29 protein-coding genes are annotated in these 25,284 nt (G+C 67.3%); 17 read left to right on the top strand and 12 right to left on the bottom strand.

Annotated elements, in window-relative coordinates; genetic code table 11:
- Positions 1-80 precede the first annotated feature (80 nt).
- The 3 genes from mdoH (at position 81) to ACW17X_RS15705 (ending at position 3,546) form a co-directional block, all read left to right on the top strand.
- Positions 81-2,045 (top strand): glucans biosynthesis glucosyltransferase MdoH, encoded by a 1,965-nt coding sequence (mdoH, locus tag ACW17X_RS15715; protein ID WP_492098790.1) that lies wholly within the window; start codon positions 81-83, stop codon positions 2,043-2,045.
- 129 nt (positions 2,046-2,174) lie between these two features.
- Positions 2,175-2,492, top strand: a complete 318-nt coding sequence (locus tag ACW17X_RS15710; protein ID WP_304936855.1) for a hypothetical protein — start codon at positions 2,175-2,177, stop codon at positions 2,490-2,492.
- 67 nt (positions 2,493-2,559) lie between these two features.
- Entirely contained in the window at positions 2,560-3,546 is a 987-nt protein-coding gene (locus ACW17X_RS15705; protein ID WP_492098789.1) for an SDR family oxidoreductase, read from the top strand.
- A 149-nt stretch (positions 3,547-3,695) separates the two neighbouring features.
- Here the strand turns inward: ACW17X_RS15705 and ACW17X_RS15700 are convergent, their stop codons facing one another.
- The 5 genes from ACW17X_RS15700 to ACW17X_RS15680 form a co-directional block, all read right to left on the bottom strand.
- Entirely contained in the window at positions 3,696-3,980 is a 285-nt protein-coding gene (locus tag ACW17X_RS15700; protein WP_492086288.1) for a GNAT family N-acetyltransferase, read from the bottom strand.
- 60 nt (positions 3,981-4,040) lie between these two features.
- On the bottom strand, positions 4,041-4,424 hold the full coding sequence (locus ACW17X_RS15695) for a hypothetical protein (RefSeq protein WP_492098788.1): 384 nt from the start codon (positions 4,422-4,424) through the stop codon (positions 4,041-4,043).
- Positions 4,425-4,434: 10 nt separating this feature from the next.
- On the bottom strand, positions 4,435-5,040 hold the full coding sequence (locus ACW17X_RS15690) for a DUF4870 family protein (protein ID WP_492098787.1): 606 nt from the start codon (positions 5,038-5,040) through the stop codon (positions 4,435-4,437).
- A 79-nt stretch (positions 5,041-5,119) separates the two neighbouring features.
- The gene (gene folB / locus ACW17X_RS15685; protein ID WP_492086286.1) at positions 5,120-5,518 is read right to left on the bottom strand and encodes a dihydroneopterin aldolase; all 399 of its coding nucleotides are present in this window, start codon (positions 5,516-5,518) and stop codon (positions 5,120-5,122) included.
- Positions 5,519-5,522: 4 nt separating this feature from the next.
- Positions 5,523-6,284, bottom strand: coding sequence for an SDR family oxidoreductase (locus ACW17X_RS15680; RefSeq protein WP_492098786.1), 762 nt, complete (start codon positions 6,282-6,284; stop codon positions 5,523-5,525).
- Positions 6,285-6,544: 260 nt separating this feature from the next.
- Here ACW17X_RS15680 and ACW17X_RS15675 point away from each other — a divergent pair, with 260 nt between their 5' ends.
- The 5 genes from ACW17X_RS15675 (at position 6,545) to uvrC (ending at position 10,628) form a co-directional block, all read left to right on the top strand.
- Positions 6,545-7,351 (top strand): sulfotransferase, encoded by an 807-nt coding sequence (locus tag ACW17X_RS15675; RefSeq protein WP_492098785.1) that lies wholly within the window; start codon positions 6,545-6,547, stop codon positions 7,349-7,351.
- Positions 7,352-7,384: 33 nt separating this feature from the next.
- Positions 7,385-7,603 carry a hypothetical protein gene (locus tag ACW17X_RS15670; RefSeq protein WP_492098784.1) on the top strand — a complete coding sequence of 73 codons (219 nt, stop codon included), beginning with the start codon at positions 7,385-7,387 and terminating at the stop codon, positions 7,601-7,603.
- Positions 7,604-7,784: 181 nt separating this feature from the next.
- Positions 7,785-8,255 (top strand): NUDIX domain-containing protein, encoded by a 471-nt coding sequence (locus ACW17X_RS15665; RefSeq protein WP_492098783.1) that lies wholly within the window; start codon positions 7,785-7,787, stop codon positions 8,253-8,255.
- A gap of 44 nt (positions 8,256-8,299) precedes the next feature.
- Positions 8,300-8,746: a DMT family transporter gene (locus ACW17X_RS15660; RefSeq protein WP_492098782.1), complete on the top strand. Its 447-nt coding sequence runs from the start codon at positions 8,300-8,302 to the stop codon at positions 8,744-8,746.
- A gap of 16 nt (positions 8,747-8,762) precedes the next feature.
- Positions 8,763-10,628 carry an excinuclease ABC subunit UvrC gene (gene uvrC / locus ACW17X_RS15655; RefSeq protein ID WP_492098781.1) on the top strand — a complete coding sequence of 622 codons (1,866 nt, stop codon included), beginning with the start codon at positions 8,763-8,765 and terminating at the stop codon, positions 10,626-10,628.
- 6 nt (positions 10,629-10,634) lie between these two features.
- On the opposite strand, the gene ACW17X_RS15650 is transcribed toward uvrC, so the two are convergent.
- The gene (locus ACW17X_RS15650) at positions 10,635-11,012 is read right to left on the bottom strand and encodes a type II toxin-antitoxin system VapC family toxin (RefSeq protein ID WP_492098780.1); all 378 of its coding nucleotides are present in this window, start codon (positions 11,010-11,012) and stop codon (positions 10,635-10,637) included.
- A gap of 11 nt (positions 11,013-11,023) precedes the next feature.
- Positions 11,024-11,260 (bottom strand): antitoxin, encoded by a 237-nt coding sequence (locus ACW17X_RS15645; protein ID WP_304935867.1) that lies wholly within the window; start codon positions 11,258-11,260, stop codon positions 11,024-11,026.
- A gap of 68 nt (positions 11,261-11,328) precedes the next feature.
- On the opposite strand from ACW17X_RS15645, the gene ACW17X_RS15640 reads away from it, so the two are divergent.
- Together ACW17X_RS15640 and pgsA are read left to right on the top strand one after the other, a co-directional pair.
- Positions 11,329-11,952, top strand: a complete 624-nt coding sequence (locus ACW17X_RS15640; RefSeq protein ID WP_492098779.1) for a carbonic anhydrase — start codon at positions 11,329-11,331, stop codon at positions 11,950-11,952.
- 44 nt (positions 11,953-11,996) lie between these two features.
- Positions 11,997-12,641, top strand: a complete 645-nt coding sequence (gene pgsA, locus ACW17X_RS15635; RefSeq protein ID WP_492098778.1) for a CDP-diacylglycerol--glycerol-3-phosphate 3-phosphatidyltransferase — start codon at positions 11,997-11,999, stop codon at positions 12,639-12,641.
- Between the two features lie 7 nt (positions 12,642-12,648).
- Here pgsA and ACW17X_RS15630 read toward each other — a convergent pair whose 3' ends face one another.
- Both ACW17X_RS15630 and ACW17X_RS15625 read right to left on the bottom strand, forming a co-directional pair.
- On the bottom strand, positions 12,649-13,158 hold the full coding sequence (locus ACW17X_RS15630) for a retropepsin-like aspartic protease family protein (RefSeq protein WP_492098777.1): 510 nt from the start codon (positions 13,156-13,158) through the stop codon (positions 12,649-12,651).
- 75 nt (positions 13,159-13,233) lie between these two features.
- The gene (locus ACW17X_RS15625; protein ID WP_492100482.1) at positions 13,234-13,395 is read right to left on the bottom strand and encodes a DUF1289 domain-containing protein; all 162 of its coding nucleotides are present in this window, start codon (positions 13,393-13,395) and stop codon (positions 13,234-13,236) included.
- 226 nt (positions 13,396-13,621) lie between these two features.
- Here ACW17X_RS15625 and ACW17X_RS15620 point away from each other — a divergent pair, with 226 nt between their 5' ends.
- Both ACW17X_RS15620 and ACW17X_RS15615 read left to right on the top strand, forming a co-directional pair.
- The gene (locus ACW17X_RS15620; protein WP_183196055.1) at positions 13,622-13,774 is read left to right on the top strand and encodes a hypothetical protein; all 153 of its coding nucleotides are present in this window, start codon (positions 13,622-13,624) and stop codon (positions 13,772-13,774) included.
- A gap of 117 nt (positions 13,775-13,891) precedes the next feature.
- The gene (locus ACW17X_RS15615; RefSeq protein WP_492098776.1) at positions 13,892-14,689 is read left to right on the top strand and encodes a crotonase/enoyl-CoA hydratase family protein; all 798 of its coding nucleotides are present in this window, start codon (positions 13,892-13,894) and stop codon (positions 14,687-14,689) included.
- A 9-nt stretch (positions 14,690-14,698) separates the two neighbouring features.
- On the opposite strand, the gene ACW17X_RS15610 is transcribed toward ACW17X_RS15615, so the two are convergent.
- The 3 genes from ACW17X_RS15610 to ACW17X_RS15600 are packed head-to-tail and all read right to left on the bottom strand — an operon-like array spanning position 14,699 to position 17,672.
- Entirely contained in the window at positions 14,699-15,703 is a 1,005-nt protein-coding gene (locus tag ACW17X_RS15610) for an HlyD family secretion protein (RefSeq protein ID WP_492098775.1), read from the bottom strand.
- A gap of 32 nt (positions 15,704-15,735) precedes the next feature.
- Positions 15,736-16,503 (bottom strand): ABC transporter ATP-binding protein, encoded by a 768-nt coding sequence (locus tag ACW17X_RS15605; RefSeq protein WP_492098774.1) that lies wholly within the window; start codon positions 16,501-16,503, stop codon positions 15,736-15,738.
- The gene (locus ACW17X_RS15600) at positions 16,500-17,672 is read right to left on the bottom strand and encodes an ABC transporter permease (RefSeq protein ID WP_492086273.1); all 1,173 of its coding nucleotides are present in this window, start codon (positions 17,670-17,672) and stop codon (positions 16,500-16,502) included. Before ACW17X_RS15600 ends, ACW17X_RS15605 begins: the two co-directional genes overlap by 4 nt.
- 212 nt (positions 17,673-17,884) lie before the next feature.
- Between ACW17X_RS15600 and ACW17X_RS15595 the strand changes: the two genes are divergently transcribed.
- From ACW17X_RS15595 to ACW17X_RS15575, 5 genes are all read left to right on the top strand, one after another.
- The gene (locus ACW17X_RS15595) at positions 17,885-19,978 is read left to right on the top strand and encodes a S46 family peptidase (protein WP_492098773.1); all 2,094 of its coding nucleotides are present in this window, start codon (positions 17,885-17,887) and stop codon (positions 19,976-19,978) included.
- 183 nt (positions 19,979-20,161) lie between these two features.
- On the top strand, positions 20,162-22,231 hold the full coding sequence (locus ACW17X_RS15590; RefSeq protein ID WP_492098772.1) for a S46 family peptidase: 2,070 nt from the start codon (positions 20,162-20,164) through the stop codon (positions 22,229-22,231).
- Positions 22,228-22,737 (top strand): GNAT family N-acetyltransferase, encoded by a 510-nt coding sequence (locus ACW17X_RS15585; RefSeq protein WP_492098771.1) that lies wholly within the window; start codon positions 22,228-22,230, stop codon positions 22,735-22,737. The genes ACW17X_RS15590 and ACW17X_RS15585 overlap by 4 nt, the downstream gene beginning before the upstream one ends.
- Positions 22,738-22,970: 233 nt before the next feature.
- Positions 22,971-23,546 (top strand): TetR family transcriptional regulator, encoded by a 576-nt coding sequence (locus ACW17X_RS15580; RefSeq protein WP_492098770.1) that lies wholly within the window; start codon positions 22,971-22,973, stop codon positions 23,544-23,546.
- Complete coding sequence (locus tag ACW17X_RS15575; protein ID WP_492098769.1) at positions 23,546-25,270, top strand: MFS transporter; 1,725 nt, start codon at positions 23,546-23,548, stop codon at positions 25,268-25,270. Before ACW17X_RS15580 ends, ACW17X_RS15575 begins: the two co-directional genes overlap by 1 nt.
- Positions 25,271-25,284: the final 14 nt, after the last annotated feature.

The raw sequence follows: 25,284 nt of genomic DNA, 5'->3' as shown, positions 1-25,284 counted from the left end.
GGTCGTGCTGCAATGCAGCGCGCCACTGCTTCCCTGCCTTCGGGAATGCGGTCGGTCAACACGGGGGCGTCTAGAGCGGCATGAACAAGCTGGCGATCCGGCCTGTCGAACAGGCTGAATTCGAGACGATCAACTCGGCTCCGCAAGGGCCGGCCTGGTCCTGGCTGCCCAACGAGGCGCCGCTGGCCATGCCGGTGCAGTCTTTGGCCGCGCCCGACGCCGTCGCCGAGGCGATCCCCGCCACCTCCCCGCGCACGGTCGCCCTGCGCCGTCTGATGCTGCTGGCCGGCACCGTCGTCCTGACCGGCCTGTCCGCCATCACCCCCTTCTATCTGTACGCCCGCAAGGGCTGGGACGGCACCGAGATCCTGGCGTTCGGCATCTTCATGCTGCTGATCACCGCCATCTCGTGCTGGTTCGTCAGCGGCCTGATGGGCCTGTTCGTCATGCTGCGCGGCAAGGATCAGGCCGATCTGGCCTTCGCGCCCCGACCGGCTCTCCCGACCACCCGCACGGCCCTGTTGATGCCGCTGTACAATGAGGACGCCCGCGCCTCCTTCGCCCGTCTGGCGATGATCGACCAGTCGCTGACCCGCCTGGGCGCCGCCGCGGCCTTCGACATCTTCGTGCTGAGCGACTCGACCAAGGAAGAGGCCGCCGCCGCCGAACGCTCGGTCTTCCAGGCCTTCCGCCTGGCCGCCGGCTGCAAATCCTTCTACCGCCGCCGCTCGGACAATGCCGAGCGCAAGGCCGGCAACTTGGCCGAATGGGTCCGTCGTTTCGGCGGCGCCTATGAGAATATGATCGTCCTGGACGCCGACAGCACCATGGCCGGCGAGACCCTGCTGCGCATGGTCGACGCCATGGAGCGCAATCCGGGCGTCGGCCTGATCCAGACCGCTCCGGTCATCATCAAGGCCCGCACCATCTTCGCCCGCGTGTCACAGTATTCGGTGCGCCTGTACGGCCGTGTCGCCGCTGCCGGCCTGGCCTACTGGACCGGTTCGGAATCCAGCTACTGGGGCCACAACGCCATCCTCCGCACGCGCGCCTTCGCCGCCTGCTGCGGCCTGCCCCATCTGCCGGGCAAGAAGCCCTTCGGCGGCCATATCATGAGCCACGACGTGGTCGAGGCCGCCCTGATGCGCCGCGCCGGCTGGGCCGTTCACGTCACCGCCGCCCTGGACGGATCGTGGGAAGAGACCCCGCCGTCGATCACCGACTTCATCCGCCGCGACCACCGCTGGTTCCAGGGCAATCTGCAGCACCTGGGCCTGATCGGCGCCAAGGGCCTGTCGCCGATGAGCCGCCTGCAACTGGCCATGGGCTGCATGGCCTATCTGTCCTCGCCCCTGTGGCTGGCGTCGCTGATGGTCGGTCTGTTCATCCAGATGTTCTATCCGGTCGACTGGACCAGCTTCTTCTACATCCTGAACCCCCAGTTCACCCCCTTCATGCTGGCCTCCTTCCTGTCGGGCGTGCTGCTGATCGGGCCCAAGTTCATGGGCGCCGCCCTGGTGCTCAGCCGCCCGGCCGAGCTGCGCGCTTTCGGCGGGCGTCGCGCCATCGCCAAGGGCATGGCCGCCGAGATCGCCCTGTCGGCCATCCTGGCCCCCATCCTGATGGTCGCTAACACCAAGGCCTTCATCCAGATCCTGTCCGGCCACGACACCGGCTGGTCGACCCAGCAGCGCGAGGCCGACGGCCTGGCCTGGTCCGACGCCTTCCGCGCCATGCGCTGGCAGATGGTCGCCGGCGTCGGCTTCCTGATCCCGCTGTGCGTCCGCCCCGACCTGGCCACCTGGTTCGCCCCGATCGTCCTGCCGCTGCTGCTGGCCGCCCCGATCACGGTCTGGACCTCGCGCGTTCGCTCGGGCGACAAGCTGGCCGCCAAGGGTTTCCTGGTCACTCCGGCCCAGGACGGCGTCAGCGTCAATCCGGCTGTCCTGCACACGCCGCGCTCGCCGCTGCGCGCGGTGGCCGGCGGCGTCCTGGCCCCGGTCGCTGCTCCGGCCATGGTCCCGGCCCGCGCTCCCGAGCTGTAGATCCCGGCTTTAAGCCAGCGAAAACCGATGCATGGCGGCCACAGCGTCGCCATAACCGCTACGGTCAAGCTCGACGCAACCCGACATAGCCTCCATTTCCGAACCTCAGCACTGCTGGGGAACGATTCCATGACCAAGAAGACCGGCGCCGATTCCAAACCCGACCTGCGGCTCGTCGGCGCCGAGGCCGCCGTCTATGACCTGATGCGCGCGCCCGAGACCACGGGCGAACGGGTCAAACGCCTCCAGCTCGAAGCCCACGCCCTGGCGCTGGAAGAGGTCGAGCAGTTCGAGAAACTCCTGACCCAGGCTGCGGAAAAGGCCAAGGACATCGCCTCAGGCGGCGACGCCTATCCCGTGGGCGTTCGCGAGATCGCCGCTCGCCTCGCCGCCGATCTGCCGACCCGGGCCGAGACCATCCGCACCATCGTCGGTAGGGTCGGCTAAAAACGGGGAACGGCTCGCCGCCTGGATCGCTCTTCTGAAGACCCCCACAGTCTTCAGGAGACCCGTCATGGACGACCGCTTCAACGCCCGCGCCGACGACATCGCCGACCAGGAACGCGCCATCCAGCGCGACATCGACGCCAAGGACCAGCAGTCCGGCGGCGATGAATCCTCCGGCGCCGTCCAGGCCGGCGCCCGCGCCTATCCCGCGCCGCCCTTCCCCAAACAGCACCAGACCAAGCCCGGCGACGAGGCCGCCCTCGATCCCGCCCCAATGTACGACGCCCCCTTCTGGAAGGGCTCGGGCAAGCTTGAAGGTTTCGCCGCCCTGATCACCGGCGCCGACTCCGGCATCGGCCGTTCGGTGGCCGTCCTGTTCGCCCGCGAGGGCTGCGACGTCGTCATCTGCCACCTGGACGAGGACAATGACGCCGAGACCACCAAGGCCGCCGTCGAGGCCGAGGGCCGCCGCGCCGTGGTGCTGAAGGGCGACGTCGCCGATCCGGCCTTCGCAGAGGCGGCAATGAAGGCCACGCTGGACGCCTTCGGCCGCCTGGACGTCCTGGTGCCCAACGCCGCCTTCCAGGAACATGTCAGCACCTTCGAGGACCTGACCTACGAACATTTCGACCGCACGCTGAAGACCAATCTCTACGGCTATTTCAACATGACCAAGGCGGCGGTCCCGCACATGAAGTCCGGCGGCGCCATCGTCATGACCGGCTCGGTCACCGGCCTGATGGGCAGTCAGGCCCTGCTGGACTACTCCATGACCAAGGGCGGCATCCACGCCTACGCCCGCTCGCTCGGCACGCACCTGGCGCCGCGCGGCATTCGGGTGAACGTCGTCGCCCCCGGCCCGGTCTGGACACCGCTGAACCCGGCGGACAAGGACGCCGAGGCCACGTCGCAGTTCGGCGCCCAGACGGTGATGAAACGCCCGGCCCAGCCCGAGGAAATCGCGCCCGCCTACGTCTTCCTGGCCTCGCCGCAGATGTCGAGCTTCATCACCGGCGAGATCCTGCCCATCATCGGCGGCTATTCGGGGGGATAAGGCTCTTGGGGGGAGGACACTTCCCCTTCCTCGTCATTCCTAGGGCTTGTCCCTAGAATCCATACGCCCGGTTTCTGACGTCAGAAACCGGGCGTATGGATCCTCGCCACGAGGGCGAGGATGACGGCTTTGAATAAGCCAGCTGGGGGCTAAGCCAGCACGTCGTCGTAATCCGGATGCCGCTTGTGCCACACCACCGCATAGCTGCAACGCGGGAACAGCCTCAGCCCCTTTTCACGCGCATATTCGGCCATCGACTGCATGAACCGGCTGGCGGCGCCGGAGCCGCGCAGCCCCTGCTCTGCCTCGACGTGCAGGATCATCCGGGCTCCGCCGCGCACGGCGTAGTCGGCCCAGACCCGGCCGTGCCCGGCATCACTGTCGAACTCCTGTTCGAAGCGGTTTTCTAACGTCGCGTCCGTGAACGGTCCCATACTCAACTCCCTTTTCGCTTCAACAGCTTGAGGGGCGGGATGTTCCATCGGCGGGGTGCGTCAGATCGGCTTGTCTTGCAGCAGATTGATCAGGCCCAGCACGCTCTTCACCGTGAACCAGACGCTGAGCAGGAACCAGATCAGTGCGAACAGCAGCAGGAAGGGAATCCCGATCAGGATCACCGACAGCAGGGCGCTGACGAAGATGCCGACCCAGGCGGCGATGGTCCACCAAATGACCGACCAGAACAGGCGGATCTGACTGTCAATATGCTGGCGGGCCACGCCCACCGCCGTCGCGCGCGCCACGTAGGAGACGACCAGCCCGACCAGCACCAGCACATTGGCGCTGGGGATCGACAGGATGAACAGGGCCCAGGCGATCAGGGCGGCGACCTTGCCTTCCGGCTCCTGGCCGGCGGTGAAATTGGGTTCGGTCGTCATGGTCGTCCTTTCAGAACAGCCAGCTGCGAGGATTGTCGATCGGCCGCCCGGCCTTCAGCCGCAGGACGCCGAAGGCGCCGCGCGCCAGCACCCACAGGGCCAGCAGGAACAGGGCGAAGACGCCGATATTGACGATCACCAGAAGTCCGCTCAGCACCGCCGCCACCGCCGCAGTCCACAGGGTCCGTTGCTGGTAGACGAAATGACTGCCCGCCAGCGGCTCGTCCGGCCCGTCGCGCCCGGTCACGGCCAGCAGGGCCAGCACGGCCGACAGACCCAGGGTCGGGACGGCCAGCAGGATCAGCACATAGACGGCGTACAGGCTCATCGGCGCAGGCCGGACATCGGCGGCGAAACGAGGCGTCGGCGCCGCCGTGGGGGCGAAGGCGGGGGGCACGGATACGGGCTCCGGCGGGTCAAACAGATCGCGCTCCCGCTCCGGTAGACGCGGTTCGGCCTGGGTTTCAGGTTCCGGCTCAACTGACGCTTCCGGCGGGGACGCGGGCGCGCGCGGCACGCCGACCAGGCAGGCAGGCGAGACGAAACCGACATGGGCGTCATGATCGTGATCGCCGTCGTGGGCGTCGTGCCCCTTCGGATCGCCGGGTTCAGCCATGATATCGAACGCTTTTCTCACGCCGTCGAAACGGCCGGTCTATTAACCGACAATGGCCGCGCGGAAGGCCCGACGCAACCTATCGCCCCAGCACGATCTCGCAGCCCGGCGCGATCACGGCCTGAAGGGCGCCCGGCTTCTCGATCCGCACCGTCGCCCGCTGCACCCGTCGATCTTCCAGACAGGCCCGCGCCAGACGTTCGGCGAAGGTCTCGACCAGGCCCACATGCCCTTCGGCGGCGATGGCCCGCGCCGCATTGGCGACGGTCTCATAGTTGATGGTGTCGCCCAGACGTTCGATGGACTTGGGCGCCAGCTCCAGGGTCACGTCGATGACCAACCGCTGCAACCGCCCCTGTTCGTGATCATAGACCCCGATCCCCGCCTCGACCTCCAGCCCGCGCACGAAAACGCTCAGCCGCTCGTAGCGCAGCGGCTCGTCCGCCGGAAACGGCGACACCGAAGACGACTGGACCACGCGACTACTCCTGGATGTCGGGGGTGCGCCAGGCCAGATGCTGGCCCCCATCGACGGCGATCATCTGGCCCGTGACCATCCGCGCGTCAATGAGCCACAGCACCGCCTCGGCCACCGCCTCGGGGCTGCCGGGGGTCTGCAACAGGGTGCCGCGCGCCTCGGCGGCGAATTCCTCGGGGGTCTGGTGGATCGACGGCAGGGTCGGTCCCGGCCCTACAGCATTGACCCTTATGCCCGGCGCCAGGGCCTGGGCCAGGGTCTGCGTCGCCCACCACAGGCCGTTGCGCGACAGACTGTAGGAGAAGAAGCGCGGATCCGGCTTCAGCACCTTCTGATCCAGCAGATTGACGATCACCCCTTCGACAGTCTGGGCGGCGAAGGCCTCGGCCAGCACCAGGGGCGCCCGCAGATTGGTCTCCAGATGCTTGTCCCAGCTTTCGCGGGTCAGGCCGCCGATCCGGTCGTCCTCGAACACCGAGGCGTTGTTGACCAGCGCCGTCACCGGCCCCAAGGCCTCGGCCGCCGCCGGAACCAGGGCCTGCACCTTGGTCTCGTCCGTCAGATCCGCCTGCAACAGGCACGACCGCCGCCCCAGGGCCGCGATCTCGTCCGCCAGGGTCCGGGCGTCCTCGCCCGACGCATGGTGGTGCACGGCCACGTCATAACCGGCCTTGGCCAGGGTCAGACAAATGGCCCGCCCGATCCGTCGCGCCCCGCCCGTGACCAGGGCGACGCCCCGCACGGCGCTGGAGCCCTGTTCAGTCAACCCGGCCGAACTCGACCAGATTCATGAGGGCCATGACGGCGATGAAGCCGAAGATGATGCCGAGCGCCAGCATGTTTATGCTCCTGTTGGCCTTCAGGATTAGAGCGAGTGGCGGCGGGGTTCAAGCGGCCCCGGCGCTTCCACCCTGCGTCTCACGCGCGAAACATCCGCCCCCGGACTGAAACACCACCGATACCCGATCACCCCACGACGCCCGCAATGCTCGGCTTCACTGGCGCCTCGCTTTCAAGAGGACCAGAATGCCCGACGCCCCCCGCCCGAGACGCCTGCACATCACCGGCGCGCCCCGCAGCGGCACCACCCTGCTCCATGTCATGATCCTGACCTGTTTCGATATCGACGGTCCGGTCGAGGCGGAACAGCGGCTTCGTCGGCCTGTCCCGCGCGACCGCCGCCTGGTCTGCACCAAATGTCCGGGCGAAGTGGAGGCGGCGGTGGCCATCCTGAAACTGGATCCCCGACTGGACGTCGTCTATCTGGCCCGCGACCCGCGCGAGGTGGTCACCAGCGAGCACGCCGCCTACCCCGGCCGCTATTTCACCAATCTGCGGGTCTGGCGCCGCGCCGCCCGCGCCGCCGCCCGCGCCCGAAACCATCCGCGCTTTCATGTCATCGACTATCGCCGACTGGTGACCGAGCCGGACGTGGTCCAGACCGAGTTGATGACCGTCATGCCCTGGCTGCGGCCGATCCGTCGCTTCTTGGACTATCACCTCGCGGTGGACCGGCCGAACGCCGAATGGGCTCCGGCCATGCGCCAGATCCGTCCCGTCTGTCCTTCCAGCCTGGGCGCCTGGCGCCGTCACCTGCCTCGGCTCCAGGGCCAGTTGCGTCGTCATGGCGACATCGGCGCAGAGCTGATCGTTCAGGGCTACGAGCCTGACCGGGCCTGGATGCGGCTGCTGGACGGCGTCGAACCCGACCTGACCCCCAGCGTCAACGCCGAGACCCCCTCGCTGCGCCGCCGCCTGAAGGAACGCCTCCCCCGCCTGCGCGACATGGCCCTCTATCTGATCCGCAACCAGGGCGCCGCCGCTCGATCTTGACCTAGCGACGATCCGTCATGCCATGGTCACGACATGAGCACCTGGCGAACCCACATCGAACCCTTCACCCGTCCCCTCTTCTTCGTCTGGTCGCGTTTGACGCGCGGCAAAACCCTGGGGGTGAGGGGCGTCGCCGTCGATGCGGGCGGGCGGGTGCTGCTGGTCAAACACACCTATCTTCAAGTGTGGTTCAAAGGCTTCCGGGTTGGCCAATGGCTAATCAATGGGCGAGCAGGGCGACCTTCCACATGAACTCGAAGTTTTTGCCTTGGGTAGTCTGGCCAATCTGGTTCCTGTGGTGCGGATTCATAGCTTGGCGATTTACCCACCACGTCGGAGCGGCAATCGTCATCTTCCTTATTCTGACCGTTCCGATCCTTTTGTGGACACGGTGGAAGCTGAAACAGCACAAGGCGCGCGACGAGGCGGATCAATGAATTGGCGCATCCTGATCGAACCGTTCACGCGCCCGCTCTTCTTCGTCTATTCGCGCCTGACCCGAGGCATGACGCTCGGCGTCAGGGCCGTAGCCGTGGACGCCCAAGGTCGCGTTTGCCTCGTGAGGCATACCTATCTGGCCGGCTGGTGGTTGCCCGGCGGCGGGGTGGACAAGGGCGAGACCACTCAGGACGCCGTGGTGCGTGAACTGAGGGAGGAGGCCGGCCTGATCGCCCGCACCCAGCCGCGCCTGGTCTCCATCCATTCCAACGAGCGCTTCTTCCCCGGCGATCATGTGGTGGTCTTCCGCATCGACGCCTTCGACCTGGGCGAGCGGTCCAGCGAGGGCGAGATCGCCGAGATCGGCTGGTTCCACCCCGCCGTCCTGCCCGAGGATGTAAACCGGGGCACGCGCGCCCGCCTGGCCGAAATCTTCGACGGCGTACCAACCGATACAAATTGGTGAGGCGGACTTCTGCTCAACCGGCGAAAGCCGTGCTAGCCAAGGCCATGAACCCCTCGCTCCTCGCCATCATCGTCGTCGTCTTGGCCGGAGGCGCCACCGCCCTCCAGGCGCCGACCAACGCCAAGCTGGCCACGGCCGTCGCCTCGCCGGTCAACGCCGCCTTCATCTCCTTCGCCATCGGCACGACCGTGCTGGGGATCGTCGCCGCCCTGATGCACACCCGGCCCGACATCGCCGCCGCCCGGGCCCTGCCTTGGTATGCCTGGCTGGGCGGGGTCTACGGCGCCTGTTTCGTGGTCGCCGCCGCCTGGGGCGTGCCGCGCCTGGGCGTGGCCATGACCATCACCCTGATGGTCGGCGGCCAATTGCTACTCAGCCTGATTCTCGACCATTTCGGCGCCCTGGGCGTGCCGCGCCAGCCGCTGAACCTGGGCCGGATCGCCGGGGTGGGGCTGGTTCTGGCGGGCGTCCTTCTGGTTCGGCGGTCGTGAGCCTATATCCACCCGGATGACCGAGGAGACGCTCGATTCGAACCTGACGGCCGCCGCCCTGATCGCCGACGAGGCGCGTCGGGCGCCCGACAAGCCGGGCGTCTATCGCATGTATGGCGAGGACGGCTCATGCCTGTACGTCGGCAAGGCCAAGTCGCTGAAGAAGCGCATCGTCCAGTACGCCCAGGGCCGTTTCCACACCCAGCGCATCGGCCTGATGGTGGCCCAGACCCGGTCGATGGAACTGGTCGTCACGGCGTCCGAGACCGAGGCCCTGCTGCTGGAATCCAACTTCATCAAGAAGCTGAAGCCGCGTTTCAACGTCCTGCTCCGCGACGACAAGTCCTTCGCCGAGCTGATGATCCGCAGCGACCACCGCGCGCCCCAGGTGAAGAAACATCGGGGCGCCCACACGACGCCCGGCCACTATTTCGGCCCCTTCGCCTCGACCTGGGCGGTCAACCGGACGCTGAACACGTTGCAGAAGGCCTTCCTGCTGCGATCCTGCTCGGACAGTGTCTACGAGACCCGAACCCGCCCCTGTATGCTGCACCAGATCAAACGGTGCTCGGCCCCCTGCACCGGCCTGATCTCGCTGGAGGACTACGGCGAACTGGTCACCGAGGCCGAACAGTTCCTGCGCGGCAAGTCCCGCGCCGTCATCGGCCGCCTGTCGCAGGAGATGCAGGCTGCTTCCGACGAGATGGACTTCGAACAGGCCGCCCGCGTGCGCGACCGCATCCGGGCCCTGTCCGCCATCTCGATGGAGAACTCCGTCAGCGCCGACAGCGTGGCCGAGGGCGACGTCTTCGCCCTGCACTCCGACGGCGGCCAGGCCTGCGTCCAGGTCTTCTTCTATCGCGCCGGCCAGAACTGGGGCGGCCGGGCCTATTTCCCGCGCGTGGACAAGACCGACACCGATCCCGAGATCCTGGCCGCCTTCCTGGGCCAGTTCTATGAGGACAAGCCCATCCCGCGCCTGATCCTGTCCAACGTCCGCCCGCACGAGCTGGAGCTGCTGGAGGAGGCCTTCTCAATGAAGGCGGACCGCAAGATCGAGATCGTCCGCCCGATGCGCGGCGAGAAACTGGCCCTGGTCGATCACGCCCTGACCAACGCCCGCGAGGCCCTGGGCCGCCGCCTGGCCGAAAGCTCGGCCCAGGGCAAGATTCTGGACGAGGTGTGCGAGGCCTTCGGCCTGGAAACCCGGCCCGAACGGATCGAGATCTACGACAACGCCCATATCCAGGGCACCAATGCGGTCGGTGGCATGGTCGTCGCCGGCCCCGACGGCTTCCAGAAGTCGCAGTATCGCAAGTTCAATATCCGGGGCGAAGACCTGACCCCCGGCGATGACTACGGCATGATGCGCGAGGTGATGCGCCGCCGCTTCGCCCGCCTGGTCAAGGACGAGGAAGAGGGCGAGGACGCCGTCCGTCCCGACCTGCTGCTGATCGACGGCGGCGCCGGACAGTTGGCCGAGGTGCTGGCCGTCCTGGCCGACCTGGGACTGGACGACATCGCCGTGGTCGGGGTCGCCAAGGGGCCGGATCGCGACGCAGGGATGGAGAAATTCTTCATGCCCGGCAAGCCGCCCTTCATGCTGCCCCTGAAGTCACCGGCCCTCTATTACCTCCAACGGCTGCGCGACGAGGCCCACCGCTTCGCCAACGGCGCCCACGCCAAGCGCCGCTCGATGGACATCAAGAAGAACCCGCTGGACGAGATCGAAGGCGTCGGCCCCGGCCGCAAGAAGGCCCTGCTCCACGCCTTCGGCTCCGCCAAGGGGGTCGGCCGGGCCTCGGTGTCGGACCTGGTCAAGGTGGACGGCGTCAGCCAAGCCCTGGCCGAACGCATCCACGCCTTCTTCAGGCAGCCGTAGACCGCCTCACCACTCCAGCAGGGTCAGGCCGGGAATGTCGCGAAAGTCGTCGCCGTTACGGGTCACCAGGGTCGCGCCCGCAGTAATCGCCTGTGCCGCGATCATTCGATCCAGCACCTTACGTTGTGAGAAGCCGCAGGTTTCGACGATAAATCGGTAGGCCTGCGCCTCGTCAGATCCGAATGGAAGCACCGGCACGACCTCCAGCAGGGCGTCCAACCTCGCCCGCCGTTTTGCGGTGCTTGCCTCCAGCCGGCCCAGACCTGCTTCCAACTCCACACGGCTGATGACGGACAGCAGAAGCGGAGGATCAAGGGCGTCCACTCGTTCGTCGACCAGCGCGTCGCCATCCCGCAGATGAATGGCGACATTGGTGTCAAGCATATAGGCCACGCCTAGAGACCCGGACGTTCGGGGATCTCGACCTCGTGACGAATACCGATGCTGGCTGGCTTGGGCAGGCTACGCAGCTTGGCCAGCATCTCTTTGACAGGTTTTCTCTTGGGCGAAATGGTCACGACGTCGCCCTTGCGATCAATCTCGACCTCGACGCCCGGCCCGAACGCAAACTCCTTCGGCAGGCGCACGGCTTCACTGTTGCCGCTACGGAATGTTCGACTGGTGACGGGCATGGCGCGCTCCTCTGTATACACACGTATACACGATTTATCAGCGCCGCTCAAAGCGCTACAGGCGCCTCATGAGCGACATCGACGACGAACTGACTGCTGGCTATCGCAGGTTCCGCAGCGACCATTGGCCCGCCGCCCGCGCCGAGTATGAAGCCCTGGCCGAGCTGGGCCAGAAGCCGCATACCCTGATCGTCGCCTGTTCCGACAGCCGCGCGGACCCTGCCTTGATCTTCGACGCGGCGCCCGGCCAGCTGTTCGTGGTGCGCAACGTCGCCAATCTGGTCCCGCCGTATGAGCCCGACGGCCTGCTGCACGGGGTGTCGGCGGCGCTGGAGTTCGGGGTCAAGGTTCTGAACGTGCGCCGCATCGTGGTCATGGGTCATGCCCACTGCGGCGGGGTCGACGCCATGCTGAACGGCGCGCCCGACACCTGCGCCGACTTCGTCGCCCCCTGGGTCGCCCAGGGCTCGGCCGTCGTCCGCCGCGTGGCCGAGGAAGTGTCCGAAGACCAGGTCGAGGGCGCAGCCGAAGAGGCCGTCGTCCGCCTGTCGATCGAAAATCTTCGTACCTTCCCCTGGATCGCCGAGCGCGAGGCCGCCGGCGAACTGACCCTGACAGGCCTGCATTTCGGCATCGCCGACGGGGTCCTGCGCGCTCTGACCAACAAGCCGAGGTTCGAACCGTTGGCGTGATCGCCGAACCGTGCCACACCCGGCGCGTTGCAACGGACATGACGATGACCACCGCCCACCGCGCCAACCCCATTCCCAACATCCTAACGGGCATCCGCCTGTTCGCCGGGGTGGTGATGTTCGCCATGATGGCCGGGGCGGCGCCGGGCGCGCTGGACGCCTGGCTGTCGCCTGAAGTTCAGCTGAAGTTCGGGGTCTGGGCCTTCTGGATCTTCGTCATCGCCGCCTCGACCGACTGGGTCGACGGCTTCCTGGCTCGGCGTTGGAACTCGACCACCCGCTGGGGCGCCATTCTAGACCCGATCGCAGACAAGGTGCTGATCACCGGCGCCATCCTGGGCGTGCTGGCCTCCGGCTCCCTGCCGGGCATCGCCCTGCCCTGCGGCCTGATCCTGTTCCGGGAGTTCGCGGTCTCGGCTCTGCGCGAGACCATGGCGGGCCGGATCGAACTGCCAGTCACCCTGGCCGCCAAATGGAAGACCACGGTGCAGATGGTGGCCCTCGCAGCGCTTCAGCTGACCCTGTTGTGGAGCGCCTTCGGGCTTCAGTATCCCGACGGTTCGCCCCTGGCCTGGCAGCCGGCGTTCGAATCCTTCGCCGTCTTCCTGATCTGGTTCGCCGCCGTCATCACCCTGTGGACCGGCTGGCAGTATTTCCACGAGGCCCGCCGCCAGATGCGGGATCTCTGAGCCAGGCTCAGGGTCGTAGCGTCAGCCCGGTCGGCGTCGCCTCGAAGGCTGACAGGCGGCCCAGATAGCTCATGCCCAACAGCGAGTAGGCCAGGCCTTCCTCGACGACCAGGGCATCGACATTATCGACCCGAACCCCGGCGACCGAGATCGACTTGAGCTCGACCGGCGCAGCGCGAACCACGCCGGACGCCGTCTGAACCTTGCCCGTAAAGGCCTCCGGCTCCGGATCGACGCCCAGTCGGCGTGCGTCTGCGCGGGTCAGGGCCACGACGGTGGCGCCGGTGTCCACCAGCACCTGAACCGCCCTGCCGTCGATCTTGGCCTGCGCCCAGTAATGGCCGTCCGGCCCCTTCACCACCTGGGTCGCGATCCCTGAAGCTGGCGCGACCATCTCTGTCGAAGCCGCCATCGCGGCGTCGCCCCCGTCCAGGTGACGGATCGTCAGGGCGGTCGCGAACGAGGCCACAAGGGCGACGCTCAACACGGCGACGGACTGAAGGTCGATACGGATCATGCTCCCTGCATATCCGCCGGGGGTTGGAATGGCGTGAAACGACTTGGCTGACAAAACCTTAAAACCCGGTCCGCCCTAGCCCAGCTTGGCCGGGTCGATCCGGTCGCGCCGGGAAGGCAGCTCGGCCATCACCGTCGCCCGTTCCGCATCGCTCAACGCCCGCCAGCCGGCAATCTCGCTCAAGCTGCGGAAACATCCCAGGCACAGGCCGCTGGCGCCGTCCACCGCGCACACCATGACGCAGGGGGTGGCGACCGCCTTTGGCGGCCCTGGTCTTTGCGGTCCAGGCGGGGGCGCCTCGCTCAATGTGACACCATCAAGAAATATACTCCGCTTCCTGATCGAAAAATTTGCAATTAACTCAAAACTGGCTATATTGGCCTCTGACGCGAAACGACTGAGGGTGAGATTCCCAAAGGTACGACGCGTCTCTTTTCATCGTTCTGGGAAAGGAGACGCCAAGATGAACGATAAGGAGCGTAACCTCCAACACGCCATGATGTCCTTCGCCCTGTGGGGCGGGATGCTGGTCAACAGTCGGCATATGCCGTCGAACTCGGGACGTGTGGTCAGCCACCCGTCCAACTTCGTACCCTATACGCCCAAGAAACGCTGACGGCCTCGAAAGCCTGACGTGCAGCAGCCCCGGCCCTTCGCCGGGGCTTTTGCAATTCTGGACTTGCCTGACGCGGCGTCGGCGTCCGATGACGGGATGAACCGAGGGAAACGACCGATGGGCCTGATCGCCGAGACGAGACAGGGCGCGATCCTGATCTGGACGCTGGACCGCGAGGCCCGGCTGAACGCCCTGCCCGACCTGACCGACGGCGACGAGTTCGCCGAGGCCTGCGCCCGCGCCAATGCGGACATGAAGGTCAAATGCGTGGTCCTGACCGGCGCCGGGCGGGCCTTCTCGGCCGGCGGAGATCTGACCGCCATGCGCGACCGGCGCGATCTGTTCGAAGGCTCGGGCGCCGAGATCCGCGCCCGCTATCGCCGCGTCGTCCACCGGATCGTCCGGTCCCTCTATGACCTGGAGATCCCTCTGGTCTCAGCGGTGAACGGCCCGGCCATGGGCCTGGGCTGCGGCATCGCCGCCACGGCGGACATCCGCATCGCGTCGAACCGCGCCAGCTTCGGCGTGCCCTTCCTCAAGCTGGGCATCATCCCCGGCGACGGCGGGGCCTGGCGCCTGCCGCGCGACGTCGGCTACGCTCGCGCCGCCGAAATGCTGTTCACCGGCCGCAGCATCGATGCAGAGACTGCCGAACGCTGGGGTCTGGTCAATCGCGTCGTGCCGCACGACCGGCTGATGGAAGAGGCCCTGATCACCGCCGGCCAGATCGCCGCCCAGCCGCCCCAGGCCCTGCGCATGGCCAAGACCCTGATGCGTCAGGGTCGCGACCAGACCTTCGAACAAATCCTGGAGCTGTCGGCCGCCATGCAGGCCCTGGCCCATATGACCGACGACCACCTGGAAGGCGTCGCCGCCGTGCTGGACAAGCGGCCGGGAGATTTCACCGGCCGCTGATCCGTTTCCTTATTGGGCGCGCATCGCCTGGTTCGGACCGACGCCGGCCGCGACCGCGCGCTTGGCCCCGGCGGTCTCGCCCGGCTTCATGAACTTGACCAGGACGCGCTGGCCGATCAGCAGCGGCGCGTCGCCGGCCGAGGCTACGACCTCGACCACGCGCTCGTCGGTGCGCTGCGACGGATCGTCCGAGGCCAGTTTGCGGGCCCCGAACACCGCCGCCCGACGCATCACCGCGCCGATATAGACCTTGGAAGTGTCGCCTTCCGGCGTGATCTCAACGGCTTGGCCGTCGCGCAGGTTGGGCAGGTCGCTTTCCACCACCTCGGCGCGGACGATGCGCGGCGCATCCGGCTCCAGATCGAACATGTTGGAGACGTTGAGGGTCGAGGCGCCCGCGCCGGGGTTGGCGTAACGGCGCACGATCCGACCGTTGGTGGGCGCGCGGATGATGGTCAGCTCTTGATTATAGCGGGCCTGATCCAGCTGGGCTCGCGCGGTTTGCACCGCCGCCGTCTGCGACCCGAGGCGGGCCCGTGCCACAGCAATCTGGTCGTCGGCCTGATCGATGCGTTGGGCGGCGACGAAGTTGGTGGCGACCAGTCGTTGCAGACGGTCGCGCTCGCGCTGGGCGGTACGGATGTCGACGCGGATTTGAGCCAACTGGCTTTCCGCCTGGGCCACGGCGGCCTGGGCGCTCTGCACCTCCAGCCGCGGCTCGTCGTCTTCCTGACGCGCCAGGATCTGGCCGGCGACAACGGTGTCGCCCTCCTGCACCAGGACCTCGCGGACGATCCCGCCGCGACGGGCCGCGATCTGGATGATGCCGCCCTCGACATCGACCTTGCCGTTGGCGATGGCCGCATAGGGGCTCTCGACCTTGGTCGCGGCGGCCTTCTCCTGTTCGGCCTTCTTGGTCTTGGCGGAGGACTGGAACAGCATGAAGCCGACCACCAGCACGATGACCAGCAGCAGGCCGAGCCAGGTGCGTTTTTTCTTCAGAAAGCCGGGCATGGGCGTATCGTCCTAAGGGAATTCGTCGTTGTTCAGTGGGACGCCAGGATGGCGTTCGGATCGGGTATGCGGCGCTGATCGTCCAGGATCTTGCCGTCTTCGATATGGATGACCCGGTCGGCCCAGGCCTCCAGGCGCGGGTCGTGGGTCACGCAGATCACGGCGGCGCCGTGTTCGGTGGCGGCGCGGCGCAACAGCTTGATCACCACCTGGCCGTTCTCGCCGTCCAGGGCCGAGGTCGGTTCGTCGGCGAACAGGATCTTGGGATCCTTGGCCAGGGCGCGGGCGATGGCCACCCGCTGCTTCTCGCCGCCCGACAGGGCCGCCGGCCGCTGGTGCAGGCGATGGCCCAGGCCGACCTCTTCCAGAGCCGTCGTGGCGCGCTTCTTGGCCTGGCCCGAGCTCAACCCCTGGAACTTCAGCACTGTCTCGACCTGCTGCAGCGCCGTCAGGGCCGGGAACAGGTTGAAGCCCTGGAAGATGAAGCCGCAGTTATCCAGGCGGAACTTGTCGATCCGACCCGACGAGAATTTCCACAGGTCGTCGACATCCAGCACATCCACCCGTCCCTCTTCGGGCCGCAGCAGGCCGGACAGGGCCGCGATCAGGGTCGACTTGCCCGAACCCGACGGTCCCATGACCATGGTCAGGTCGCCGTGTTTGGCGTCGAAATCGACGCCCTTCAGCACCTCGACCCAGGACTTACCGGACTTGAACCGCTTGACCAGACCCTTGGCCTCGATGGCGAAATCGCCGTGCTTGCCGTGAACCTTGGTGTGACCGAATGACATGTCGTTCATCGCAGCAGGTCCGCCGGTTGGCTGTTCTTGAGGATGCCCAGCGACAGCAGGCCGGACACCATGGAGATCAGGATCAGGCCGATCCCGACGACCAGCAGCAGGCTGAACGGCAGGGCGATGATGACCGCACCCGCCATGGCCAGCAATGACACCAGCCAGGTCAGGAAGATGGCGGCGAACACGCCCACTACTCCGACCCAGAAGCTGAGCTCGACCACGATCCGTCGCAGTGACCCCATGCCCACGCCCAAGGCCCGCAGCGAGGCGAACTCCTTGATATTGGCCATGATGGCTCCGCGCAGCGTCTGCCAGGTGATGGCCACGCCGATGATGATCCCCAGCACGACGCAGCCGCCGATGATGATGACCAGAATGCCTTCCTCGAACATGGCGCCGGCGTTCGCCTCGGCCAACTGCTGTTTGGTCCAGGCCCTCCACTGGCCGTCGCCCATCTCATTCAGCTGGGCGACGACGATCGGCGCGCGGGCCGGATCGCGCAGCTTGACCATCAGCGGTCCGACGCGCGGTCCGGTGTCCGCCTGGCCCAGCATCCGCAGGGTGTCGCGCGACATCACCACGCCGGGCTGCATCATATTGGGATAGCCGCGGGTCACGCCGACGATGGTCACCGTCTGACCGTTGTACAGCGCCTTGTCCCCCAGCTTGACGCCCAGAGTCGACAGCGCCGTCTCATCCACCGCCACGGTGTAGGGCTGGCGCAGGGCGTCGACCAGTTCCTGGGAATAGTCGGTCGGGATGGTCACCGACCCCGGACGGGTGTCGATGATGCTGGCTTGAACGAATTTCTGACGCGGCGCGCCCTGGCTGGCGTTGTCCGCCTGGCTCTTGGTCGGATCGACGTTCTTGATGTTCTGGAAAGTGCCCCCGGCGCCGTCCAGCGGCATGACCTCGATCACCTCTGGGTGGTTGTACGCCAGCGGAATGAACCGGCGCGGCACGCCTGATGGGCCGCCAATCAAGCTCTTGGCGCCCGGCTGCATGATGAAGATGTCGGCGCCCGACCGCTCGATGGTCGCGGTGAACCCCTTGCCGATGCCGATGAAGACACCGGTCATCGCCAGGACCAGCAGGCCCGACAGGGCCAGGGCCATGACGGCCGCCATATAGCGGCGCCACTCGAACAGCAGCGTAGATAGCGCAAGCGACATGATCGTCGATAAACCCCCGATACGTCTGTCTATCTGAGCGAGCGAGACCTCACCGCCAAGTTAAATCGGGGTAAGGCTGGCAGTTCGCCGCGTTGCGACGGATGGAGCGAGCCTCTATGGCCGTCTCACCCTCTTGGCGACGCCGCCGAAACGGCGCTAGTTACAAGATAACATACGGAGCGCCGCGTTCCGTTCTCTGAAGGAAACCCTGAATGTCGTTGCCGTCCCTTCATCTCACCGCTTCGCTGGCCGCCCTAGGCGCCGCGACCGTCGTCCTGTCCGCACCCGCCACGCCGGCCAAGGCCGACGAGGGCATGTGGACCTTCGACAATTTCCCCATCGCGACGGTGAACGAGAAGTACGGCACGAACATCGACCAGGCCTGGCTGGACCGGGTGCGCAACGCCGCCGTGCGCCTGCAAGGCTGCTCGGCCTCGCTGGTTTCGGGCGAGGGCCTGATCCTGACCAACCACCACTGCGTCGTCGGCTGCGTCCAGGATCTGTCGGACGCCCAGAACGATTACGTCAAGAACGGCTGGATGCCCGCGACCCGCGAGGAAGAGAAGAAATGCCCCGGCCAGACGGCCGAGATCCTGACCGATATCACCGACGTCACTGACCGCGTCGTTGCGGCCGGCGCCGGGCTTGAGGGCGCCGCCTTCGTCCGCGCCCGCGCCGCCGAGATCGACAAGATCCAGAAAGAGGTCTGCGGCGACGACCAGAAGCTGACCTGCCAGGTCATCAGCCTGTACCGGGGCGGCCAGTACAAGCTGTACAAATTCCGCAAATACGAGGACGTGCGCCTAGTCTTCGCGCCCGAGTTTCAGGCGGCCTTCTTCGGCGGCGACCCGGACAATTTCAACTTCCCGCGCTACGCCCTGGATGCCGGCTTCCTGCGCATCTACGAGGACGGCAAGCCCGTCGCCACGCCGAACCACCTGGCCTGGAACCCCAATGCGCCCAAGGAAGGCGACGTCACCTTCGTCGCCGGCAACCCCGGCTCGACCTCGCGCCTGCTGACCATGGCCCAGCTTGAAGTCCTGCGTGACCAGCAACTGCCGATCAGCCTGATCCAGACCTCAGAACTGCGCGGCCGCCTGCTGGAGTATTCGACGACGGGTGAAGAGGCCAAGCGCGTCTCGGTCGATCCGATCTTCGGCCTGGAGAACGGCTTCAAGGTCAACTACGGCCAGCAGGGCGCCCTGACCGACCCGGCCTTCATGGCCACGAAGCGCGCGGCCGAACAGGAACTGCGCCAGCGCGTCGCCGCCGACCCGGCCCTGGCCCAGACCATCGGCGACCCGTGGGCCGAGCTGGAGCGCGTTTCGACTGCCCAGCGCGACCTCTACCTGCCATACCGCCAGCTTGAAGCCGCCGCCGGCCAGCGCTCGTCGCTGTACAGCTACGCCAAGGCCATCGTCCGCGCCGCCAAGGAACGCGCCAAGCCGGTCGCCGAACGCCGGGCCGGCTATTCCGACGCCGACATCGCCGCCCTGGGCCGCCGCCTGGCGACCGAGACCCCGATCTCCAACGATCTCGAGAAGATCTATCTCGACTTCTGGCTGTCCAAGACCCGCGAATATCTGACGGTCGACAATGCCAATGTGAAGGCCCTGCTGGGCAAGGAAAGCCCGGAACAGATCGCTGAACGCCTGGTGGACGGCACCCGCCTGGCCGATCCCGCCTTCCGCGCCCAGGCCCTGGCCATGACGCCGGAACAGCTGGCCGCCTCGGGCGATCCGCTGATCGCCTTCGTCATGGCCAATGACGACTCGGCCCAGGCGATCCGCACCCAGTGGGAATCGGCTGTCTCGGGCCCGACCAGCCGCGCCGGCGAAAAGATCGCCCAGGCCCGGTTCGCGGTTTACGGCGCCAACCTCTACCCCGACGCCACCTTCAGCCTGCGCCTGTCCTACGGCCAGGTGAAGGGCTGGACCTATCGCGGCGTGACGGTGACGCCCTTCACCGAGATCGGCGGCCTGTACGAGCGCAACACCGGGGCCGAGCCGTTCAACGCGGCCGAGGACTGGCTGGCGGCCGAGGGCAAGGTCAACAAGTCGACCGTCTATGACTTCGTCTCGACCAACGACATCATCGGCGGCAACTCGGGCTCGCCCGTGATCAACGCCAAGGGTGAAGTCATCGGCGCGGCCTTCGACGGCAACATCCACTCGCTGGGCGGCAGCTACGGCTACGACGGCGAACTGAACCGCACCGTCACGGTCTCCACCGCCGCCATCACCGAGGCCCTGCGCAACGTCTACAACCAGCCCCGCCTGCTGCGCGAACTGGGCGTTCGGCGGTAAGCACCGCCCCGGACGTCTTCCTTCTCCCCTTGCGGGAGAAGGTGGCTCGCGAAGCGAGACGGATGAGGGGTCGGTTGCTACAACCCGCCCTTCATCCGCCCTCGGGCGGCCAGCAACCCCTCATCCGAGCCCTTCGGGCCCACCTTCTCCCGCAAGGGGAGAAGGAAGATCAGGACCACCCCCATGCGCTTCGCCCTTCTCGCCTCCGCCGCGGTCATCGCCCTCGCCTCCGCCTCATCGGCCTCCGCCGAAGAAGGCATGTGGACCTACGACAACTTCCCCATCGCCCGCGCCAACCAGGCGCTGGGAACCGACATCGACCAGGCCTTCCTGGACCGCGTCCGCCTGTCGTCGGTCAAGTTCGGCGGCTGTTCGGCCGGCGTCATCTCGGGCCAGGGCCTGGTGATGACCAACAACCACTGCGTCGCCACCTGCGTCGCCAACCTGTCCACGCCCCAGGTCAACTACGCCGAGACCGGCTTCCTTCCGAAGTCGCGCGAGGAAGAGCTGAAATGCCCCGGCGCCACGGCCGAAATCCTGACCGACATCAGCGAGGTGACCGAGCGGATGCACAAGGCCGGCGCCGGTCTCGAAGGCCAGGCCTTCACCCAGGCCCGCGACGCCGAGGCCGGCCGGATCGAAAGCGAAGCCTGCGGAAACGATCCCAAGATCCGCTGCCAGGTCGTCAGCCTGTACCGGGGCGGTCAGTTCAAGCTCTACAAGTACCGCAAATATTCCGACGTCCGCCTGGCCTGGGCGCCCGAGGATCGGGCCGCCACTTTCGGCGGCGATCTGGACAACTTTTCCTTCCCCCGCTTCGCCATCGATGCGGCCTTCATCCGCCTGTACGAGGACGGCAAGCCGGTCGAGACCCCGACCCATTTCGCCTGGAACCCGAACAAGCCGACGCAGGGCGAGGCCGTCTTCATCTCCGGCAATCCCGGCTCGACCCAGCGCCTGCTGACCCAGGATCAACTGACCACCATCCGCGACGTGGTCCTGCCTCTGGACCAGTTGATCGCGTCCGAGCTGCGCGGCCGGCTGATCCGCTATTCGGAAGAGGGCGAGGAGCAGGCCTTCATCGCCATGGACCCCATCGTCAGCCTGGAGAACACCTACAAGCGCGGCCGTGGCCGGATGGCGGCTCTGATCGACCCCGCCTTCATGGCCCGCAAGGCCGAGCAGGAGACCGACTTCCGCGCCCGCGCGGCCGGTTCAGGCGTCGATCCCTGGTCCACGCTCGGCGCCGTCCAGCCCATCGCCCGCGAACTCTATCCCTCCATGGCCCTGCTGGAAGGCGGCACTGGCCTGGGGACGACCTCGGCCGGCGGCGGGTCACAGCTGTTCGCCTATGCCCGCACCCTGGTGCGCGGCGCCCAGGAGCGGGCCAAGCCGTCCGACCAGCGCCTGCCCGAGTTCGCCGACAGCCGCCTGTCCGGCGTCGAATCCCGCCTGTTCGCCGAACGCCCCACCTATCCCGAGCTTGAGCAGATCCGTCTGGAGTGGTGGCTGTCCAAGACCCGCGAATGGCTGACGGTCGACAACCCTTCGGTCCGCACCCTGTTGGGCAAGGAAAGCCCCGAGAGCCTGTCGGCCCGCGTGGTCGCCGGCACGACCCTGGCCGACCCGGCCGTGCGCCGCGCCCTGTGGACCGGCGGTCTCGCCGCCGTCCAGGCCTCGACCGATCCGATGATCCGCTACGCCCTGGCGATCGACGCCGACGCCCGCGCCGTCCGCGACGCCTGGGAGACGCGGGTCCAGGCCCCGACCGACCGCGCCTCGGAACAGCTGGCCGCCGCCCGTTTCGCCGCCTATGGCGACGCCGTCTATCCCGACGCCACCGGCACCCTGCGCCTGACCTATGGCCAGGTCGAAGGCTCGGACGTTCCGGGCCAGAGGTTCGCCGCCTTCACCACCTTCGCCGGCCTGTGGGACCGCGCCACGGGGGCCGAGCCCTTCGCCGTCGCGCCCCAACTGCTGGCGGCCAAGGACCGGATCGACCCGAACGCGGTGATGGACATGGCCGTCTCGACCGACACCATCGGCGGCTCATCCGGTTCGCCCGCCATCAATGCGAAGGGCGAGATCATCGGCGCCAATTTCGACTCCACCGTCCTGACCCAGCGCAACGCCTATGGCTACGACCGCGCCGTCAACCGCAGCGTCATCGTCACCACCCAGGCCGTCACCGTGGCCCTGCGCGACGTCTATGGCATGGACCATCTGATCCAGGAGCTGGGCGTTTCCAGGTGAGCGAGATCGTCTTCCGCGCGGCGACGCCCGAAGACGTCGCCGCCCTCCATCCCCTGATCGAACGCGCCTATCGCGGCGAGACGGCCAAAGCGGGCTGGACGCATGAGGCCGACCTGCTGTTCGACACCCGCACCAGCGCCCAGGAACTGTCGGCCCTGATCGCCGATCCCGACCGGGTCATCCTGCTGGCCCACCAGGACGGCGCCCTGGTCGGCTGCGTCCAGGTCGCCCACGTCGGCGACGACCGGGCCTACCTCGGCATGCTGACTGTCGAGCCGACCCTGCAAGCCTCCGGCCTGGGCCGCCGCCTGCTGGCCGCCGCCGAGACCGAGGCGGTGACCCGTTTCGCCGCCCGCCGCATGGAGATGACCGTCATCCACCGCCGCGCCGAACTGATCGCCTGGTACGAACGGCGCGGCTACCGCCCCACCGGCGAAACCCGCCCCTTCCCGGTCGCCCCGCCCCGACCCGAGCTGGACTTTGTGGTGTTGGAGAAGGGGCTCTAGCCCACTTCTTCTTTCGTCATTCCGGGCGAAGCGTAGCGGAGACCCGGAACCCAGCGGCGCCGAAGGCGAAATCCATCCGCCGCAAGGTGCTTGAATATCGAGTCCGCGACAGTTTCGCGCTCTCGCGCGCCGCTGGGTTCCGGGTCTACGGGCCAAGCGGCCCTTCGCCCGGAATGACGAAAACAAAAGAGCCCTTGCAAAACGGACACTCGCGTCCATTTAAGCGCGTCACCATGTCGCGCCCCGCCCCAAAAACCCTCCGCAAGGACGTCATCCACAACCGCGCCGCCCTGCTTCAGGCCGCAAGCGCCGTCTTCGCCGACCAGGGGTTGGACGCCCCGCTGGACCTGATCGCGGAAAAGGCCGGCGTCGGGCGCGGCACCCTGTATCGTCATTTCGCCGACCGCACCGAACTGGCCCTGGCCGTGCTCGAGGCCGACGTCGCCGACCTGGGCCGCCGCACCGCCGAACAGGGTGAGGCCCCCGAGGTCTTCTTCTGGTTTCTGGACCGGCTGGCCGAGGACATGATCCGCAACGCCGGTCTGGCGGGAGTGGTGCGGAACGTGCGCTCGCCCGATGCGCTTACCCCTCTGCGGCAAAGCTTGATGGAGGCGGGCGCCGCCCCTCTGCAACGCGCCCAGGCCGCCGGTCTGGTGCGAAAGGATCTGCGGCCGATGGACATTCGCCTGATCGCCACCCTGCTGGGCGCCGGCTTCCAGGGTGCCGACGAAGCCGAGCGTCAGGCCGTGTCCCAGCGCACCCGCGTCCTCATCCTGGACGGGCTGCGGCCCCGGGCCGAGGCGTCCTGATGCCCCGTCGCGCCGATCACAACTGGCATCTGCCGTGGGACCAGTACCTAGCCACGCTGAAACCCCACGAGCGCCCCACCCTGCCCGGCTCCCCGGCCACGCCCGATCACACCGCCTGGCTGCGGCTTCAGTACGCCCTGACCGGCGTCCTGGTGGCCCTGGTCGGCAGTCTGGGCAACGCCGCCGTCATCGCCAACCTGACCAATCTTCAGGGCTCGCTAGGGATCACGATCACCGAGGCGGCCTGGCTGCCGGTCATATTCGTCATGACCAACGCCTGCATGAACCTGATCCTGTTCAAGTTCCGCCAGCAGTACGGCCTGCGCCTGTTCACCCAGATCTGCCTGACCGCCTTCGTCGTCACCTGCGCCGCCCACCTGGCGGTCGACAACTATGAGTCCACCCTGTTCGTCCGCGCCGTGGCCGGCATGGCGGCGGCAGGGCTCAGCAGCCTGGGCTTCCTCTATATGATCCAGGCCTTCCCGGCCCAGCATCGGCTCAAGGGGCTGGTGATCGGCATCGGCCTGTCCAGCTTCGCCGTCCCCATCGCCCGCCTGGTCATGCCCAGCCTGCTGGAGCTGAACGACTGGCGCGCCTTCTACACCTTCGAGCTGGGCATGGCGCTTCTGGCCTGGGCGGCGGTCCAGGTGCTGCGCCTGCCCCCGTCAGAACGGCTGAAACTGTTCGAGCCGCTGGACTTCGTCACCTTCGCCCTGTTCGCGCCCGGCGTGGCCCTGCTGGCCGCCGTCCTGGGCCTGGGCCGGATCGTCTGGTGGACCGAGGCCGCCTGGATCGGCTGGGCCTTGTCAGGATCGATCCTGCTGCTGACCGCCGCCCTTACGGTCGAGTACAATCGCAGGAACCCGCTGATCAACGTCCGCTGGCTGACGGGCCCCGACATCCTGCGCCTGTTCGGCGCCATCCTCTTGATCCGCATCACCCTGTCGGAACAGACCTCGGGCGCGGTGGGCTTCCTGACCGTGGTCGGCCTGGGCCCGGACCAGTTGCACGGCCTCTTCCTGGTCATCCTGCTGGCCATGATCGCCGGCACGGCGGTCAGCGCCCTGACCCTGAACATGACCAAGCTGAACAAGCCCATCGCCATCGCGCTGGGCCTCATCGCCCTCGGCGCCTTCATCGACAGCCACGCCACCGTCTTGACCCGCCCGGCCCAGCTGTACGTCAGCCAGGCCATGATCGCCTTCGCATCCGCCATGTTCGTCGGCCCGGCCCTGCTGATCGGCGTCGGCAAGGTGCTGCAACAGGGCGCCCGCAACATCATCAGCTTCATCGTCATGTTCAGCGTGCTTCAGAACCTGGGCGGCCTCGCCGGTTCGGCCCTGATCGGCACGATCCAGGTGGTGCGCGAGAAGTTCCATTCGAACCAACTGGCCGCCGATATCACCAGCCTGGACCCCCAGGTGGTTCTGCGCCTGCGCCAGCTGTCCGGCGCCTATGCCTCGACTATCACCGACCCCGCCCTGCTGAACGCCGAGGGCGCGGCCCTGTTGACCCGCCAGGTGACCCAGCAGGCCAATGTCCTGGCCTATAACGACGTCTTCCTGATCATCGCCGCCATCGCCGGCGTGGGCTGCGCCTGGGTCACGGCAGTCCACCTGCGCCCCCGTATCAAGGCGCGTCGCCAGGCCCGGCGCGACGCCCGAAACACGCTCCCGCCCGCCGCCGCCCCCGACGCCGCAACTGTCGCCGCCGCCGCCGACTGATCCCCGAAAGCCCC

It is taken from the genome of Brevundimonas sp. FV1ye4L, assembly GCF_058681255.1.
The sequence above is the reverse complement of the archived record's forward strand: the minus strand, read 5'-3'. Positions and strand labels throughout refer to the sequence as shown.

What these genes read in the sequence shown, in the direction of transcription:
- uvrC (WP_492098781.1), top strand. Translation starts at nt 8,763, where the DNA reads ATGACCGAGGAGACGCTCGATTCGAACCTGACGGCCGCCGCCCTGATC.
- mdoH (WP_492098790.1), top strand. Translation starts at nt 81, where the DNA reads ATGAACAAGCTGGCGATCCGGCCTGTCGAACAGGCTGAATTCGAGACG.
- ACW17X_RS15610 (WP_492098775.1), bottom strand. Translation starts at nt 15,703, where the DNA reads ATGCCCGGCTTTCTGAAGAAAAAACGCACCTGGCTCGGCCTGCTGCTG.
- ACW17X_RS15590 (WP_492098772.1), top strand. Translation starts at nt 20,162, where the DNA reads ATGCGCTTCGCCCTTCTCGCCTCCGCCGCGGTCATCGCCCTCGCCTCC.
- ACW17X_RS15675 (WP_492098785.1), top strand. Translation starts at nt 6,545, where the DNA reads ATGCCCGACGCCCCCCGCCCGAGACGCCTGCACATCACCGGCGCGCCC.
- ACW17X_RS15695 (WP_492098788.1), bottom strand. Translation starts at nt 4,424, where the DNA reads ATGACGACCGAACCCAATTTCACCGCCGGCCAGGAGCCGGAAGGCAAG.
- ACW17X_RS15620 (WP_183196055.1), top strand. Translation starts at nt 13,622, where the DNA reads ATGAACGATAAGGAGCGTAACCTCCAACACGCCATGATGTCCTTCGCC.
- ACW17X_RS15580 (WP_492098770.1), top strand. Translation starts at nt 22,971, where the DNA reads ATGTCGCGCCCCGCCCCAAAAACCCTCCGCAAGGACGTCATCCACAAC.
- ACW17X_RS15670 (WP_492098784.1), top strand. Translation starts at nt 7,385, where the DNA reads ATGAGCACCTGGCGAACCCACATCGAACCCTTCACCCGTCCCCTCTTC.
- ACW17X_RS15625 (WP_492100482.1), bottom strand. Translation starts at nt 13,395, where the DNA reads ATGGTGTGCGCGGTGGACGGCGCCAGCGGCCTGTGCCTGGGATGTTTC.
- ACW17X_RS15705 (WP_492098789.1), top strand. Translation starts at nt 2,560, where the DNA reads ATGGACGACCGCTTCAACGCCCGCGCCGACGACATCGCCGACCAGGAA.
- ACW17X_RS15640 (WP_492098779.1), top strand. Translation starts at nt 11,329, where the DNA reads ATGAGCGACATCGACGACGAACTGACTGCTGGCTATCGCAGGTTCCGC.
- ACW17X_RS15600 (WP_492086273.1), bottom strand. Translation starts at nt 17,672, where the DNA reads ATGTCGCTTGCGCTATCTACGCTGCTGTTCGAGTGGCGCCGCTATATG.
- ACW17X_RS15660 (WP_492098782.1), top strand. Translation starts at nt 8,300, where the DNA reads ATGAACCCCTCGCTCCTCGCCATCATCGTCGTCGTCTTGGCCGGAGGC.
- ACW17X_RS15710 (WP_304936855.1), top strand. Translation starts at nt 2,175, where the DNA reads ATGACCAAGAAGACCGGCGCCGATTCCAAACCCGACCTGCGGCTCGTC.
- ACW17X_RS15575 (WP_492098769.1), top strand. Translation starts at nt 23,546, where the DNA reads ATGCCCCGTCGCGCCGATCACAACTGGCATCTGCCGTGGGACCAGTAC.
- ACW17X_RS15645 (WP_304935867.1), bottom strand. Translation starts at nt 11,260, where the DNA reads ATGCCCGTCACCAGTCGAACATTCCGTAGCGGCAACAGTGAAGCCGTG.
- ACW17X_RS15615 (WP_492098776.1), top strand. Translation starts at nt 13,892, where the DNA reads ATGGGCCTGATCGCCGAGACGAGACAGGGCGCGATCCTGATCTGGACG.
- ACW17X_RS15605 (WP_492098774.1), bottom strand. Translation starts at nt 16,503, where the DNA reads ATGAACGACATGTCATTCGGTCACACCAAGGTTCACGGCAAGCACGGC.
- ACW17X_RS15700 (WP_492086288.1), bottom strand. Translation starts at nt 3,980, where the DNA reads ATGGGACCGTTCACGGACGCGACGTTAGAAAACCGCTTCGAACAGGAG.
- ACW17X_RS15630 (WP_492098777.1), bottom strand. Translation starts at nt 13,158, where the DNA reads ATGATCCGTATCGACCTTCAGTCCGTCGCCGTGTTGAGCGTCGCCCTT.
- pgsA (WP_492098778.1), top strand. Translation starts at nt 11,997, where the DNA reads ATGACCACCGCCCACCGCGCCAACCCCATTCCCAACATCCTAACGGGC.
- ACW17X_RS15665 (WP_492098783.1), top strand. Translation starts at nt 7,785, where the DNA reads ATGAATTGGCGCATCCTGATCGAACCGTTCACGCGCCCGCTCTTCTTC.
- ACW17X_RS15690 (WP_492098787.1), bottom strand. Translation starts at nt 5,040, where the DNA reads ATGGCTGAACCCGGCGATCCGAAGGGGCACGACGCCCACGACGGCGAT.
- ACW17X_RS15595 (WP_492098773.1), top strand. Translation starts at nt 17,885, where the DNA reads ATGTCGTTGCCGTCCCTTCATCTCACCGCTTCGCTGGCCGCCCTAGGC.
- ACW17X_RS15650 (WP_492098780.1), bottom strand. Translation starts at nt 11,012, where the DNA reads ATGCTTGACACCAATGTCGCCATTCATCTGCGGGATGGCGACGCGCTG.